The sequence below is a fragment of the Ruania alba genome (assembly GCF_900105765.1).
GTDB lineage: Bacteria > Actinomycetota > Actinomycetes > Actinomycetales > Beutenbergiaceae > Ruania > Ruania alba.
In genome coordinates this window covers 1,960,469-1,975,118 of sequence record NZ_FNTX01000001.1, presented here as the reverse complement: position 1 = coordinate 1,975,118, position 14,650 = coordinate 1,960,469, and the positions used below count along the sequence as shown (strand labels likewise).

The 14,650-nt window shown below is 68.1% G+C and carries 11 protein-coding genes; 7 read left to right on the top strand and 4 right to left on the bottom strand.

Annotated elements, in window-relative coordinates; translation table 11 throughout:
* Positions 1-10: 10 nt before the first annotated feature.
* Positions 11-577 carry a CGNR zinc finger domain-containing protein gene (locus BLU77_RS09055; protein WP_089772632.1) on the bottom strand — a complete coding sequence of 189 codons (567 nt, stop codon included), beginning with the start codon at positions 575-577 and terminating at the stop codon, positions 11-13.
* A 107-nt stretch (positions 578-684) separates the two neighbouring features.
* Here BLU77_RS09055 and BLU77_RS09050 point away from each other — a divergent pair, with 107 nt between their 5' ends.
* A complete protein-coding gene (locus tag BLU77_RS09050) occupies positions 685-1,857 on the top strand; it encodes an epoxide hydrolase family protein (RefSeq protein ID WP_089772631.1) in 1,173 nt (390 codons plus the stop codon).
* A gap of 501 nt (positions 1,858-2,358) precedes the next feature.
* Here BLU77_RS09050 and BLU77_RS09045 read toward each other — a convergent pair.
* Together BLU77_RS09045 and BLU77_RS09040 are read right to left on the bottom strand one after the other, a co-directional pair.
* Positions 2,359-3,612 carry an ATP-binding protein gene (locus BLU77_RS09045; RefSeq protein ID WP_089772630.1) on the bottom strand — a complete coding sequence of 418 codons (1,254 nt, stop codon included), beginning with the start codon at positions 3,610-3,612 and terminating at the stop codon, positions 2,359-2,361.
* Between the two features lie 105 nt (positions 3,613-3,717).
* Complete coding sequence (locus BLU77_RS09040) at positions 3,718-4,554, bottom strand: carbohydrate deacetylase (protein ID WP_089772629.1); 837 nt, start codon at positions 4,552-4,554, stop codon at positions 3,718-3,720.
* Positions 4,555-4,860: 306 nt separating this feature from the next.
* Here BLU77_RS09040 and BLU77_RS09035 point away from each other — a divergent pair, with 306 nt between their 5' ends.
* The 3 genes from BLU77_RS09035 to BLU77_RS09025 are packed head-to-tail and all read left to right on the top strand — an operon-like array spanning position 4,861 to position 10,371.
* The gene (locus BLU77_RS09035; RefSeq protein ID WP_089772628.1) at positions 4,861-6,333 is read left to right on the top strand and encodes a DUF3375 domain-containing protein; all 1,473 of its coding nucleotides are present in this window, start codon (positions 4,861-4,863) and stop codon (positions 6,331-6,333) included.
* On the top strand, positions 6,326-7,024 hold the full coding sequence (locus tag BLU77_RS09030) for a DUF4194 domain-containing protein (protein ID WP_217632384.1): 699 nt from the start codon (positions 6,326-6,328) through the stop codon (positions 7,022-7,024). Before BLU77_RS09035 ends, BLU77_RS09030 begins: the two co-directional genes overlap by 8 nt.
* Complete coding sequence (locus BLU77_RS09025) at positions 7,021-10,371, top strand: ATP-binding protein (protein WP_089772627.1); 3,351 nt, start codon at positions 7,021-7,023, stop codon at positions 10,369-10,371. Before BLU77_RS09030 ends, BLU77_RS09025 begins: the two co-directional genes overlap by 4 nt.
* Before the next feature lie 77 nt (positions 10,372-10,448).
* Here BLU77_RS09025 and BLU77_RS09020 read toward each other — a convergent pair whose 3' ends face one another.
* The gene (locus BLU77_RS09020; RefSeq protein ID WP_089772626.1) at positions 10,449-11,474 is read right to left on the bottom strand and encodes an Rpn family recombination-promoting nuclease/putative transposase; all 1,026 of its coding nucleotides are present in this window, start codon (positions 11,472-11,474) and stop codon (positions 10,449-10,451) included.
* A 316-nt stretch (positions 11,475-11,790) separates the two neighbouring features.
* Here BLU77_RS09020 and BLU77_RS09015 point away from each other — a divergent pair, with 316 nt between their 5' ends.
* Genes BLU77_RS09015 through BLU77_RS09005 form a run of 3 tightly spaced genes read left to right on the top strand, consistent with a single transcriptional unit; the run spans position 11,791 to position 14,626 of the window.
* A complete protein-coding gene (locus BLU77_RS09015) occupies positions 11,791-12,834 on the top strand; it encodes a LacI family DNA-binding transcriptional regulator (protein WP_089772625.1) in 1,044 nt (347 codons plus the stop codon).
* On the top strand, positions 12,831-13,784 hold the full coding sequence (locus tag BLU77_RS09010; RefSeq protein WP_245708741.1) for a carbohydrate ABC transporter permease: 954 nt from the start codon (positions 12,831-12,833) through the stop codon (positions 13,782-13,784). The genes BLU77_RS09015 and BLU77_RS09010 overlap by 4 nt, the downstream gene beginning before the upstream one ends.
* Positions 13,781-14,626 (top strand): carbohydrate ABC transporter permease, encoded by an 846-nt coding sequence (locus tag BLU77_RS09005; RefSeq protein WP_245708740.1) that lies wholly within the window; start codon positions 13,781-13,783, stop codon positions 14,624-14,626. The genes BLU77_RS09010 and BLU77_RS09005 overlap by 4 nt, the downstream gene beginning before the upstream one ends.
* Positions 14,627-14,650 lie beyond the last annotated feature (24 nt).

Below are 14,650 nucleotides of genomic sequence, written 5' to 3'. Positions count from 1 at the left end.
ATACAGGGAGCTAGCTGGACTTCTTGCGCCGGTTCGCATTGAAGCGTGCCTTCTTGTGGCGATTCCCACACGTGTTCATGTCGCACCATCTGCGGGTACGGCTCCGGCTGGTGTCGAAGAAGGCGGCCTGGCAGGTGGGCGATGAACAGAGGGCCAATCGTCCGTCTCGCTCGCCGGCGATGATGCTGATCGCGTCGGCGGCGATGACGCTGAGCGCATCCTCCACGGCAGAGGTCGAGCTGAGCCGCCACTGCCGGTTCCTCTCGGGCGTCAGGATGGCCGCGGCTAGCCCCTGAGCGCTGCAGTCATTGATGACGCGCACAGCGGACGCCGGGAGTTCATCGTCGATCGCGGCCGCTGTTGCAGCGGCGTGAATCGCTTCTCGCAACTCCCGAGCGCGCGCGAGCTGGGCGGTGGTGCAGGACTCCACGGCGAGGCCGTTCACCGCCAGCCAGTCGGTGAGTCGCTGCGGTGTGGGGATGCGCTCCACTGCGTCGCCACGACGCTCCGTCAGCGTCGCCGTGAAGCTGGTCGCCAGCACGCTACCGAGGCGGAAGTCGGGGTACTCAGTGCGCATGGAACCACCTTAGCTGGTTGCGTCCAACGCCAACCTCGTGAAGAATGGAACCGCCTTAGCCGGTTCGTCCTAGTTCCCCGCCGGCTCCACGATGACCAGGAGGTCTCATGTCCAGTCCGAGCAGCGACGTGCACGGATTCGAAGCTCACGCCACCGATGCTGACCTCACCGATCTGCGCGCGCGCCTGGCCGCGGCGCGGCTGCCTGAGGCGGAGACGGTCTACCGCGCTGCGCCCCACTCGCGCCGCTGGGACCAGGGTGTTCCGCTGGCTGACCTGATCGATGTGGTGAACTACTGGCGTACCGAGTACGACTGGCGGTCGTTCGAAGATCGCCTCAACCGCCTCGGCCAGTTCCGCACGACGATCGAGGGACTGGGTATCCATTTCCTGCACCACCGATCCCCGCGCGCAGACGCCACACCGCTGCTCATGACCCACGGCTGGCCCGGCAGCATCGCCGAGTTCACCCACGTCATCGACGAGCTGGCGGACCCGAGAGATGCAGCCGCCCCGGCGTTCCACATCGTGGCTCCTTCACTCCCCGGCTTCGGCTACAGCGACAAGCCGGACACCACCGGGTGGGGCACCGAGAAGATCGCGGCAGCATGGGTCGAGCTGATGGGAAGGCTCGGCTACGGCACATTCCTGGCCCACGGCGGCGACTGGGGAGGCAATATCACCACGGTGCTCGGCGGCAGATTCCCGGACCAGGTTCTCGGGATCCATTCGACGTTCGCGCAGGGGCCACCCGGGTTGACAACGGATGGGCTGACTGCGCTCGAGCGCACGTGGGCCGAGAACACTCGCGATTTCTGGAGCCAGCGCGCGGCCTACGCGAAGCAGCAGGCCACCCGGCCGCAGACCATTGGCTATTCGCTGGTGGACTCCCCGGTCGGGCTGCTTGCCTGGATCCTGGACAAGTTCGCCGAGTGGTCCGACACCACCGACAGCCCGTTCGAAACGATCTCCCGAGACAGCATTCTCGACGACGTCACCCTGTACTGGCTCACGCGCACCGGGGCATCGGCGGCGCGTATCTACTACGAAAGCCACGCCTCACTCGATCCCGAACTGCGGGTCGACGTCCCGTCAGCGATCACGATGTACCCCGCGGACATTGAGAAGTGCCCTCGCCCCTGGGCGCAGGAGCGGTACCGGCGCATAGTCCGATGGAACTCGGCCGAGTCCGGTGGACACTTCCCCTCGCTGGAGGTTCCCGAGTACTTCGTCAAGGATCTCCAGGAGGGTCTCGCGGCAGTGCTCGGCGTCCATCGGTGAACAGGTCCGCCACCGCTACCTTGCTCGATCTCGACCGGTACGTCTTGGTCTGAGCCCGAGCCTCAGCTTTCGGAGACCGAGGCACGCCACGAAAGTGATCCACGGCCAGGTTGGCGTGAGGAGCTTCTCGATCGCCTGGTCGAGCACCCAGCGCTGGCTGGCCCGGAGGTTGCGTTCGTTCGTGCTCGTGTGGCGCGTGCTCGCGGCGATCTTGTATCGGCCTGCGCCGATATTCGCAGGTGCCGCAGGGTGCTTCCCAGTCATCCGGAGTTTCAGGCATTTGCGCAAGAGATCGAGTGACAGAGCGCCCGCAGTCGACCTTTTGCCTAAATTCGAGTCGCCCTTCTCATAGGCGTGGGGTCGAAATGAGTACGCCATATATCGGTTCCATGCGCACCGAGCGGATCGAGCGAGCGGTGCGCAAACCGTAGACCAGGGTGTGTCCAAACGGTCGTGTAGCGGGTCGAGTTGAGGGGGCAGTCGCCTGGTGTCGCAGGCCTGTCACTCGTGGGACCACAGCGTGGTGATCGGCAGCCCCCAGATGCGGTCGGCGAGCTGACGTCTGTGGGTGGACAGACCCAGGACGGCTCCGCCGATGAACCGAGTGCCGATCCTGTCGGCGAGAGCGCGCATCCCACGCGTGTGCTCGCTGCGGTAGGTGCTGGTGGCCTTCACCTCGATGAGGAAGACCGAGCCGTCGGCGAACTCGATGACCACGTCAACTTCCAGGCCGTTGCGGTCGCGGAAGTGGTACAGGTCGAATTCGCTCGAGGACCAGCCACGTTGGGCGGTCAGTTCCCCGACGACGAACGCTTCGAGCTGCATCCCGAGCACCGGTGCTGCGGTCAGCTGGGTGAGGGTGTCCAGGTGCAGACGCGCGAGTCGTGCAGCGAGACCTGCATCCGCCACGGACACCTTCCGGCGCCCGACCTCACGTTTGGTGAGGTTGGCCCGCCAGGGTGGGAGATCGTGGGTGAGGTACAGCGTGGACAGCGCCGAGAGATAAGCGGAGATGGAGGATCGGGGGATGGACAGCTCGCTCGCCAGCCGTGCGGGCACGAGTTCGCCACCCTGATTGGCGGCCACGAGTCGCAGCACGGCATCCAGACGGTCGCTGGAGAGTCCGCGTGAGACATCACCCACGTCGCGCGTCAGCAGCCGATCGAGGTAGCTGTCCAGCCACACCCCTCGGTGCCGCGCGTTCAGGAGCTGCAGCTCGGGGAAGCTGCCGCGGACGATCGCGGCCACATAGTCTTCACGGTCCCATGGAGAATCCGCCCCGCCCAGTTTTCCTGCACTGGCGTGCACCCACGCAGCGAAATCGTCGCGCTGGCCGAGAATCTCCCCCTGGGAGAGGCCGTGAAGGTCCAGCGTGACCGCTCGCCCCGCGAGGGAGTCCGGCGTCCGCGAAAGCCTCAGAAGGTCGGACGAACCCGTGAGCAGGAATCGTCCAGGGCGACGGTCGGTGTCGATCGCCGACTTGATCGCCAGCAGGAGGGACGGGTCGCGCTGGATCTCGTCGATGATCAGGAGGCCATCACCCGCCTGGGTGACGAAGGCTCGCGGATCGATCTGCGAAGCCTCCTGGGTGTCAACATCGTCGAGGGCGACTTGGGCGTGCGCGCGGTCGGCCGCCAACATCTGGGCGAAGGTGCTCTTTCCGACTTGCCGTGCACCCTGGACGACGACGGCTGGAAAGGTATCCAGCAGGTCTCGCCCCGTAGCGAGGAGGTGGCGTGGTATCAGCGGCTTCACAGCACCAGCCTACCGCCAGGTCGAACATTCGCTGCGGTCAGCTCGAACATTCGCTGGAGAGTCGTCGGCGTTCTGCTGCCCTGATTCGCCCTCCCGCCCTCAGGGCTACCAGGCCGGAACAACCTCGATACCGGCGCGCCGCAGCGCCCGGTGGAACACCTCGTCGCGGAGCAGGCGCAGCTCCCAGAGCCGCTTGCGCGCTTCCGCTGCAGGCAGCCACTCCGCAGCCGAGGGCGGGGACGGGTGCGTGATCAGTTCCGAGGTCCCGGCGGGCAGGCGACGCAGCTGGTGCAGCACCTCGGCGCGCAACTGCCCGTAGCTGAGCACCATCGTGCCCGGCAGCCAGGAACTCGCCAGTACCTCCGGCAGCCGCACCCGCAAGGTATCGGCTTGCTGCACGGCGCTGCGATGGGCGCGGCGAAGTCCGCGGACAGTGAGACCCAGGGTCCGGCTTAGCTTCCGGGGCATCCGGAAGTCCAGACCGTTCGCGGCGCAGAAGTCCACTGCCTGGCCGGCCATCGAGCGTCCGTACAGTCCGTACAGGGTGCCGGAGTGCGAGTCCAGCCCGGCCGGCCGCATCCCGAGCTGGCGCATCCAGTCGAGCTGGGCGAGTAGCTCGCGGGCGACGTCAGCCGCCGTGGCGCGCCGCTCGGCGTGTGCCGGGTCGAGCGCGAACATCCCCTCCCGGTCGGTCAGTGTGCTCACTCCAGGGGCGAGCGGGCGCCAGGCCGGCAGTCCCCGAGCGGAGGAGAACGTGACGTGCAGACGCGGCTGGGTCAAGCCCGCTGCCTTGAGTCGGCGGACAGCGTCCTCAGCAGCAGAGGCCACCGGGATGAGCGTGGTCGCCGAGACCACGCCCTCGCGCAGCAACTCGACGATGGTCGCGTTCGTCTCCGGATCGACGCCGAGGTCGTCCGCGGTGATCACGAGTCTGCGCTGCATCGCGGCCTTTCACGCGAAAGAAGGACCTTTCCAGGATACGTGGGCGGTCCGCGACATTCACCTCAGGTTCTCGCGTGACGGATTGTGCCCGGGCAAGTCGTACTCAGTGTCGGACCGCTGCACAGTGCGGCGGCAGCCAGAGGAGGCAGGAAGACGATGCAGACGGATTCAACACGGGGCGTGCTGGTGCTGCGGCTGGCGGTGCTGGTGGGAATGACGGCGATGCTGACGGCGAACCTGCTGAGCGGCGTCTCCGTCTAGAAGACCACGGCGGTCCGCGACAGTGGAGCCCATAGACTGGGCGTGATGAACCACTCGCGCGCTGCGGGCGCATACCAGCGCGCCGCCCTGGCCTTCCGCAACCCGACGCTCGACCTCCTGCACGGCCGGTACGCACCCTTCGTCGTCGCGACCCTGTCGCTGGTTTTCACGGCCGAGCGCACCGCGGTTGCGATCAGTGATGCGCACGTCGAGGTCGCCGAGATCGTCGACGAGCTGCGCGCGGCCGGCTATGACGAGGACGAGCGCCGCCTCCCGGCGGGCAACGGTCGCGAGATCTGCCGGTACTGGGTGCGGGTGGGCTGGCTCGTGCCGCAGATCAAGGATGACGTCGAGGTGTACCGTCTCTCGGCGCAGGCAGTGGGCGCCCTCGAGATCGCCGGACGGGCGGGCGGCGGCCGCGCACGCGTGTCGCGCTCGCGGGTACGCACGCTGCTCGACTCGATCGACGCGCTCGCCCGCGACGCCGAGGCCGATCCGGAGAAGCGCCGGGCCCGGCTCTTGGCTGACCGCGCGGCCATCGACGCTGAGCTCGCCGAGCTCGACGATGACCACGTCGAGCCAGCCGACGACGAGCAGCTCCTCGAAGAAGCCGAGAACGTGCTCCACCTGACGCGTGAGCTTCCGGCGGACTTCTCCCGTGTGGCGGAGTCGATCGCCGCCATGCAGCGCGACGTCGTCGCTGATCTGCGCCGCGACGTACGCCCGGCCGGTGAGGTGCTGCGGGAGTACCTCCATCGCGGACAGCACATCATGCAGTCCACATCCGAGGGGCGGGCCTTCTCCGGTGCGTTGCGTCTCATCGGGGACCCGGACCGGATCGACGAGCTCACCGACCAGCTCCACCGGCTGCTCGCGCAGCCGTTCGCCCGACTGATGGCGAGGGACCAGCAAGCCGAGCTCGCTGCGATCGCCCGGCGCGTCGAACAAGGCGTGGAGGAGGTGCTCACCGCACAGCGGCGCGCCTCCCACGTGATCACTGCCCAGGTGCGCACGCACGACCCGATCCGCGACCGGGAGGTCGACGATCTGCTCCGCGGTGCGATGTCCGCGTTGCAGGAGTGGACCCGGCACGCCGGATCGGCGGAGAAGGTGGAGCCGCTGCGCGGTTTCCCCGTGGCGCACGTGGCGGACCTGCGCCGCTCGCTCAGCGACCTGAGTCCATCCCGCGTGCCGGCCTGGCTCGCTACCGACGAGGAGGAACCGGAGTTCGTCGGCGGGGATTCCCGCGACTGGGGCGGCCCCGCTTACCCCGAGCTCGAGGCGTACGCTGCCACCCTCGGACCCGAGTTCGATCTGGCCACCGCCTTCGCCGGGGCGTCCGATGCGACCCGGCGCCCCGTTGATCTCGTGGGACTGCTCGAGATCGCCCATCGCCGTGGCATGTCCGAGAATGATGAGCTTTCCGTCGTCGAGGCGCTGCGCCCCGACGGCACGACGCGCCGATTCGCCTTCGGAGCCGTCACCGCCCGCACCGTGGAGGACCTAGCCGATGACTGACCTTGAGGCGACCACCGAGGATCCGTTCATCACCCCCGTGGCGATGGAGGACGACCCCGACGCGACCTTCCCCGGCGACCGCGGCGTGCTAGACCCTGCCGTGCGCCGGGTCCTCGTGCGCCTGCTGCAACGGCGTTTCCTGCTTGCCGACCGGAACAAGGAGGACTGGTCCGTCCTGATGGACAACCAGCAGGTGGTCGAGTCGCGTCTGCACGATGTGTTCGTGCGCCTCATCGTCGACGTCGAACGTGGCGTGGCGTACAAGCAGCAGGTGCGCTCGGAGGACCTCGAGGTGCCCATCCTGCTGCGCGACGAGGCGTACTCGCAGGCCGAGACGCTCGTGCTCGTCTACCTGCGCACGGTCTACCAGCGCGAGTCGACGGCGGGAGAGCGGTCCGCGCGCGTGGACGTGGAGGAGGTCGAGCAGACCGTGCTCACCTACTTCCCGGACGCCGACGGCGATATCGCCCGCCGCCAGCGGGCGGTCCGGGCAGCGCTCGGTCGCCTGCGCCAGGACGGCATCGTCGAGGAGGAGTCCGAAGGGCGCTATCTGATCAGCCCGCTCGTGGAGATCGTGATGAGCGCCGACAGGTTGCGCGAGTTCACCACCTGGCTGCGCGATCAGACCCAACCGGAGCAGAAGCCCGACCACACCGTGCCCGACCACACCCAGCCGGAGACCGCCTCGTGACCATGCTCGACACCCTCTTCGGGATGATCCCTGCCACCAGCCGTGGCCAGCAGTGGGTCGCGGACGAGCTCCAGCTCGTCAACTGGGGCGGCTATGAGGGCGTCCACCGGGTGAAGCTCTCGTCCGACGCCACGCTGCTCGTCGGCGGCTCTGGATCCGGCAAATCGACCCTCATGGACGCCTACATCGCGCTCATGATGCCGCACACCACCCCGTTCAACGGTGCATCCAACGGCGGGGTGACCGGCAGGCCGCGCGGTCAGGACCAGCGCAACATCGTCTCCTACGGTCGCGGAAAGATCGACGAGTCCCGCACCGAGGACGGCACCCAGGTGCGCGTGCTGCGCGGCGACGGTGAGGACACCTGGACCGCCGTCGCGATGACCTGGATCGACCACGACGGCTCCCGGTTCACCGCCGTACGCGCCTGGTACATCCCTGCCGGGGCGCGCCTGGTCGACGACACCGTGAAGGTACGCGCCACGACCGACGGCGACTTCGACCTGAGCACGCTCGAGACCGCAGCGATGCACCGGCTCGCCGATGCGGCCGTGGCCGCGACCGGGCTCGACACGGTGCCCACGGACCGGGAGTTCACCGCCCGGCTGCACGCGGTTCTCGGGATCGGCGCCGCCGGTGCCGGCCACAAGGCGATGAGCCTGCTCGCGCGCATCCAGGCCGGCCAACAGATCACCACCGTTGACGAGCTGTACAAGCGCATGGTCCTCGAGGAGCCCGAGACTCTCGCCACCGCCGATGCCGTGGTGAGCCACTTCGACGAGCTCGAGAGCACCCGTGAGCGCATGGTGACCGCGCGCAAGCAGGTCCGCACGCTGGAACCCATCCGTGAGATGAAGGCGCGCATCGTTGCCGCGGCCGACCGCCTGCGCTTGATCGACGAGGTCGGGCGCTTCACCGACCCGGAATCTCCCGCCACCTTGTGGCGTGCACAGAAGCGCCTCGGTCTGCTGCGGGACGTCGAAGCGGAGCTGCAGTCACGCAAGCGCGCGGCCGATGACACTGCTCGTGCCGCACGGGTGCAGGTGGATGCCGCCGAGCAGCAGCGCGATGCGCTCGCCGAGCTCCTGCGCGCCGCCGGTGGTGACCGATTGGTGACGGCGGAGCGAGAGTTGCGTAGTGCCGAACGCCACGCCGAGGAGGTCGCCAGAGAACGCGAGCGTTTCGATCAGATCCTCGACGGGATCGGTGCCACCGTCGAGACCGCCAAGCAGTTCGATGCTCTCGTTGCGCAGGCGCGGGGGAGTCTGGATGATCCGCGGGCGAAGGACACCGCGCGTGAGGCATGGGCCGCGGCACGGCAGCGGACTGGCGAGATCGACCAGGAGTTGCGCGAGCTGGAGGCGGAGGCGGCGCAGGCGGGGGAGCACGACGGCGCGATCCCGACGGCGCAGCACGAGGCCCGCACACTGCTCGCCGAGGCCGCCGGGCTCGACCTGGCGGACCTGCCGTTCGTCGGCGAGCTCATCGAGGTGCGCACCGAGTTCGAACCGTGGCGTGACGCCTTCAACCTCGCCCTCGGTGGATTCGCGACGACGCTGCTCATCGACCATGCGCACCTCGACCGGTTCCGCCGGGCGATCGACAGCGTGCCCACCCGCGTGCGGTTGCGCTATGAAGGGGTACACACCGGATCGCCGCGGCTGCCGGAGCTCGATCCGCGGCGCCTGCCCGGGCGCCTCGACTTCCGTGAGTCGCCGTTCACGGGGTGGCTGCAGGATCGCCTCGACCAGCGATTCGGGTTCCTGTGCGTGGACAGCGCGGCCGAGATGGCCCGCCACGACATGGCGGTGACGATCTCGGGGCAGATCTCGCAGGGTGCCCGCGGCGCGCACGGTGGGCACGGGCGCCGCAACGTGATTGGGTTCTCCAACCACCGTCGCCTCGACGAATTGTCGAAGGCGATCACCGACGCGCAGACCCGCCGCACGGCCGCACTCGAGGCGCAGCAGCGCGCCGCCGAGGCGCTGGATGAGCTTGATGCACGGCACACCGCCTACGGCAAGATCGTGGAGCTGACGTGGGCGCACGTCGATGCCGCATCCGCCGACGCCGGGCGGGACCGGTGGTCCGGACTGATCAACGAGATCTCGACGGGCAATCCCGAGATCACGAAGCTGCAGCGCCAGCTCGCCGAGGTGAAGACCACGCTGTCGATGCTGATGACCTCGGCCGCGCGCGCCGATGGTGAGGTGGAACGTCTCGGTGAGCAGTGGGCCCTCATCACCGACCAGGTTGATGACGCCCAACTGTTGCTCGATCGTGCCGAAAGCGCGGAGCGCACCCTCACCGAGGACCAGTCCGGGTATCTGGAGGAGCGGTTCGCGGTGGTCGCCCCGGTCGAGGGCGCGAGCCGGGCGCACGAGCTGGAGCGATTCGACCTCGCACTGGAGAACGCCTCACGCCTGCTGGCCGAGGACCAGCTCACCGCGCAAACGACGCTCTCGGAGCAGCGCGACGCCCTGCAGCGCACGTTCGAGTCGTTCCTGGAGAGTTGGCCGAACCCGAACCTTCGCGCCGACCCCGACACCTCCTACGGTGACTTCGAGCGGATCCTCACCGAACTCGAGACCAGCGGGCTGCATCAGCTCGAGGCGGAGTGGAAGGACAGCCTGCTGCAGCTGTCCGGCAACGACCTCACCAACCTTGACTCGACGCTCGGACGGGCGCTGCGGGAGATTCGTGACCGGATCCAGCCGATCAACCAGATCATGGCGGACCTCCCCTTCTACGACGACGCCCATCGCCTGCAGATCGCCGCACGTGAGACCTCCTCCGAAGCGCGCCGCCGCTTCCGCCGCGAGCTGCGCGAGGTACGCGGGCTCATCGACAGTGCCGAGACCGACACCGATCGGGAGGCCGTGTACGGCCGGATGGCGCGGCTGATCGCACGCATGCGGCGCTCGGCTCCCGATTTCGCCGAGCTCGTCGACGTGCGCAACCACGTACGGATCAGTGCGGAGAAGGTGCACGCTGACACGGGAGAGCACGCCGCCCTGTACGACCACATCGGCGAGAAGTCCGGTGGTGAGTCGCAGGAGCTGATCGCGTTCATCGTCGGCGCGGCGCTGCGCTACCAACTCGGGGACCCCGACTCCGAGCGCCCGCGCTACGCCCCGGTCTTCCTCGACGAGGCGCTCATCAAGGCCGACGCGCACTTCACGAAGCGGGCAATCGGCGCATGGCGGGGGCTGGGCTTCCAGCTGATCATCGGTGCGCCGAACGACAAGTACAGCGCGATCGAGCCCCACGTCGACGTGGAGTACGACATCCTCAAGGACACGCGCGGCCGGTCCTGGGCGAAGCCGAAGGTGGCGCTCGTCGGGTGAGCACGGTGTCGCTCCCGGGAATCAACGGCCTGGCTGCCGGGGCGGTGACGTAGCGAAGCCCTCCGCGGCGACCTCCGTCAGCGGAGGACGTCGTCGATGCTGGTGGCGTCGATGACCCGGTCGACCCAGGCGTCGAGCTGATCGGGGGTGGCGGACTCGATCCGAGCGGTCTGCTCGGACGTGAGCGGGCCGAATCGCCTGACCAGCAACCGCGTCAGAGTGCCTGCGACTCCCTTGGCAACTCCCTTGGCGACTCCTTCAGCGACACCCTCGGCTCTGCCTCGTTCGAGTGTGTTGGACATGTAGGCCTCCTGTGCGTCTGGTCCCAGGTCTTCGAAGTAGTGGCGCACCTGCGCCGGTGGGGTATCGCTGACCTGGTAGGCGTACTCCATGATAATCGTGAACATCTGATCCGCCCGGGTTCGCACCAGGTCCAGCACGTCCGGGGTGAACCGCTCCAGCACCTGAGCCAGGTGCTCCTGCCGGGGAGCGAACCGAAGCATCGCCAACGCCAGCCTGGCTGCCGGAGTCAACGGCGCCGCCAGCAACTCCTCCACCTCCACGCCGGTCAGATCCTGGAGCACGAACTGATGCCGGGGCAGAAACGAGCCGAGCGCTTGCTCGGAGGCATCGTCGTACAGGCCGTCCATTGCAGTGGGCGTGTTCCACCGGCGCCGGCCTTGATAGACCACCACCGGGAGGACCGGCGGCAACGTCCTGGCCGTTGCCCCGGGACGAGGTCGTGGTTTGTGCGGGTCGTCGGACTCGTCGCCGGCGTCGAGGTGGCGCCACCAGATCCGGGTGACGTATTCCAACACCCGCAACGCCATCAACGGGTCCGGGCTGGACTGGTGCTCGACCAGCACATACACCAGTGTCGGGTCGCGGTTGAGCCGGGTGGAGAACAGCAAGTCGGTGTGGCGCTGACGCATCTCCTCGTCCACGAAGCTGCCCGGCTCCAGTCGCAGCCCGTCCAGGTCCAATCCTCCCGTGATCTTCGCAGGGAGCGCCGAGGCCAGCACCGACGCCGCATTCGCCGGTACCCCCACCACCGCTCGGAACATCGCATCATGCGGGTTCGGAGTCTCGTTTCTCCTTGCCATTCGTGCACGGTAGAGGCCACGATCCCCACTCCGCCGGACTCACCCCAGGGGGTTGTGGACAACCCGTCATCCGGGTGCCGTCTCACCCTCGGGTATGCGCAACCAGCACCGCCGCGGGTTGGCTCAATGTCGAAACTCCGCGGATCCACGACACCCAGGCAACCCTCGTGAGCACGTACAAGTCAGTCCTTCCCACCGGATCCGTTCACTGGCCCGCGACGCCCTGGCTTGCTGACCCCAAACCTCCGTGCTACTGTCCTGGAATCGTTTCCAATGGAATCGTTTCCAAAGTCGCGGATGAAGCCGGAGGCACCCGATGGGCCGAGTGACCATCGCCGATGTGGCCAAGCGGGCGGGCGTCTCGCTCGCCTCCACCTCGCGCGCCCTCAACGGCCAGGTGGCCAGCGCCGCCACGGTGGAGAAGGTCCGCCAGGCCGCCACCGAGCTCGGCTACATCCCGGACACCGCCGCCCGCAGCCTGCGCACCCGCCGCACCGGCCAGCTCGCCTTCGCCGTCGCCGACATCGGCAACCCCGTCTACGTGGAGATGATGCGCGAGATCGAGTCTGTGGTCGCCGCCGAGGACTACCGCCTGGTGGTCTCCCGCACCGGTGACGCCGACGCCACCGTGGACCTCGTCCGCGACCTCAACCGCGGTTACGTCGACGGCCTCATCCTCTCCCCGCTGCGCGTGACCGACGCCCTGGTGGCGGCCCTCGAGGAGTCCACTGTGCCCGCCGTCGTCATCGGCCGCCTGCCCGACGGCGCCGGCGTGGATACCGTGATGGCCGACTCCGAAGGGGGAGTGGCCCTGGCGGTGGAGCACCTGCTGACCGGCGGCGCCCGCCGCATCGCCTTCCTGAACGGGCCCGCCGACACCACCCCGGGACGGTTCCGGCACGCCGGCTTCCTGCGCGCCACCGCCGGCAACGCCGACCTCGTCACCGCCGAATACTCTGCCGACGACTTCACCATCGACGCCGGATACGCCGCCGCCTCGGCGATGTTCGACTCAACCGAGGCCCCCTGGGACGCCGTGATCGCGGTGAACGACCTGGTCGGCATCGGCGTGATGCACGCCGCCGCGGAGCATGGCATCTCCGTACCGGAGGACCTGGCCGTGATCGGCATCGACAACACCGCACTCACCGAGGTCAGCCACCCGGGCCTGACCAGTGTGGACCTCGGTTCGGCCCGCCGTGGCCGCAAGGCCGCCCAGCTGCTGCTGGCGCGAATGGACGACCCCGAGCTGCCCACCCGCGCCGTGCGCGTCCCACCCTCATTACAGGTCCGGGGATCCACGACGGCGCAGCTCACCTCGGTCAGTGCCCTCGCCTCGGGTGAGGGGAGGACCACGTGAGCGCACCCGCTCCAGCCCTGACTCCGCCGTCGGGCGGCTCACCCCGCCGGAAGGCGGGCCTGGGACCACGGCAGAAGGCCGAACGCCGCGAGGCCATCGCCCTGGTGATCCCCGCCCTGCTGCCGATCATCGTGTTCTCGATGATCCCGCTGCTGGCGGGCGTGTACCTCGGGTTCACCAACGCCACCCTGGCGCGTAACGCCGAGATCGAGTTCACCGGCTTCGACAACTTCGTCCAACTCGCCCAGGACAAGCAGTTCTGGGATTCCTTCGGCATCGGCCTGATCTGGGCCGGGTCGGTGGCCGCGCTCACCGGGATGAGCGCGATCGCGCTGGCGCTGCTGCTGAACTCCAAGCTGCGGTTCAAGTCCCTCACCCGGATCATCGTGCTCATCCCGTGGGCGATGCCGCCGGTGGTGACCGGGATCCTCTGGCGGATGATCTACGACGTCAACTCCGGTCCGTTGAACGCGGCGCTCGGCTGGTTCGGGATCGACAAGGTGAACTGGCTCGGCGACTTCTCCACCGCGCTGCCGGCGGTGATCGTGGTGGGCATCTGGTCCGGCCTGCCGCAGACCACGGTGCTGCTGCTGGCCGGGATGCAGTCCATCCCGGGGGAGCTGCACGAGGCCGCCGCGCTGGACGGGGCGAACGCGGCGCGCCGGTTCTGGCACGTGACGCTTCCGGGCCTAGCGCCGGTGCTGATCGCCATCACCAGCATCGACTTCATCTGGAACTTCAACGACTTCGGCATCGTCTACGTGCTCACCGAGGGCGGACCGGGCGGCCGGACCATGATCCCGCCGCTGTTCACCTACCTGGAAGCCTTCCGCAACCGCGAGATCGGGTACGCCTCGGCGATGGGCGACGTGCTCGTGCTGGCGATCCTGCTGATCCTGAGCATCTACCTGGTGAACCAGTTCCGGCAGAACAAGGAGGGGCGGGCATGAACACCAACATGAAGACGCCCCTGCCGGTGACCGTGCTGCAGTACGTGGCGCTCGGCGGCTTCCTGCTGTTCCTCGGCTTCCCGGTGCTGTGGATCGTCTCGGCCTCGTTCAAGTCGTCCGCGGAACTCAACTCCCTGAGCGCGAACCTGATCCCGAACGAGTGGGTGTTCACCAACTTCACCGATGCGCTGGAGCGGCAGAACCTGCTCACCTCGGCGGGGAACTCGTTCCTGGTGGCGGTGAGCACGATGGTGATCGCGGTGATCGTCACGCTGCCGATGTCCTACGCGTTGGCCCGGTTGCGCGGGAAGCTGCGCGCGGCCGGCACCGTGTGGATCCTCGCCACCCAGGTGTTCCCGCAGATCCTGATCATCATCCCGTTGTTCCTGGTGCTGCGGGCGTTGATGCTGAACGACACCCTGCTCGGGCTGATCCTGGTCTACGTCACGTTCACGCTGCCGTTCACGCTGTGGATGATGCAGGGCTATGTGGCCGCCGTGCCGCGTGAGCTCGAGGACGCCGGCTCGATGGACGGGGCGAGCCGGTTCAAGGTGCTGGTGCACATCGTGTTCCCGTTGCTGCGGCCCGGGCTGATGGCCACCGCGATGTTCACGTTCGTCTCGGCGTGGAATGAGTTCTTCCTCGCCCTCGTGCTCCTGCAGAGCCCGGAGCTCTTCACGCTGCCGATCACTCTGCGTGCGTTCCTCGGTGCCGAGGGGCAGACCCAGCTGGGTCCGCTCGCCGCCGGCGCCGTGCTCGCGACGATCCCCTCCCTGATCGTCTTTTCCTTCCTCCAGAAGAAGCTCACCGGCGGGATGCTCGCCGGTGCCGTCAAGGGCTGACCTCCCCGGTGGCCCAGAAAGTGA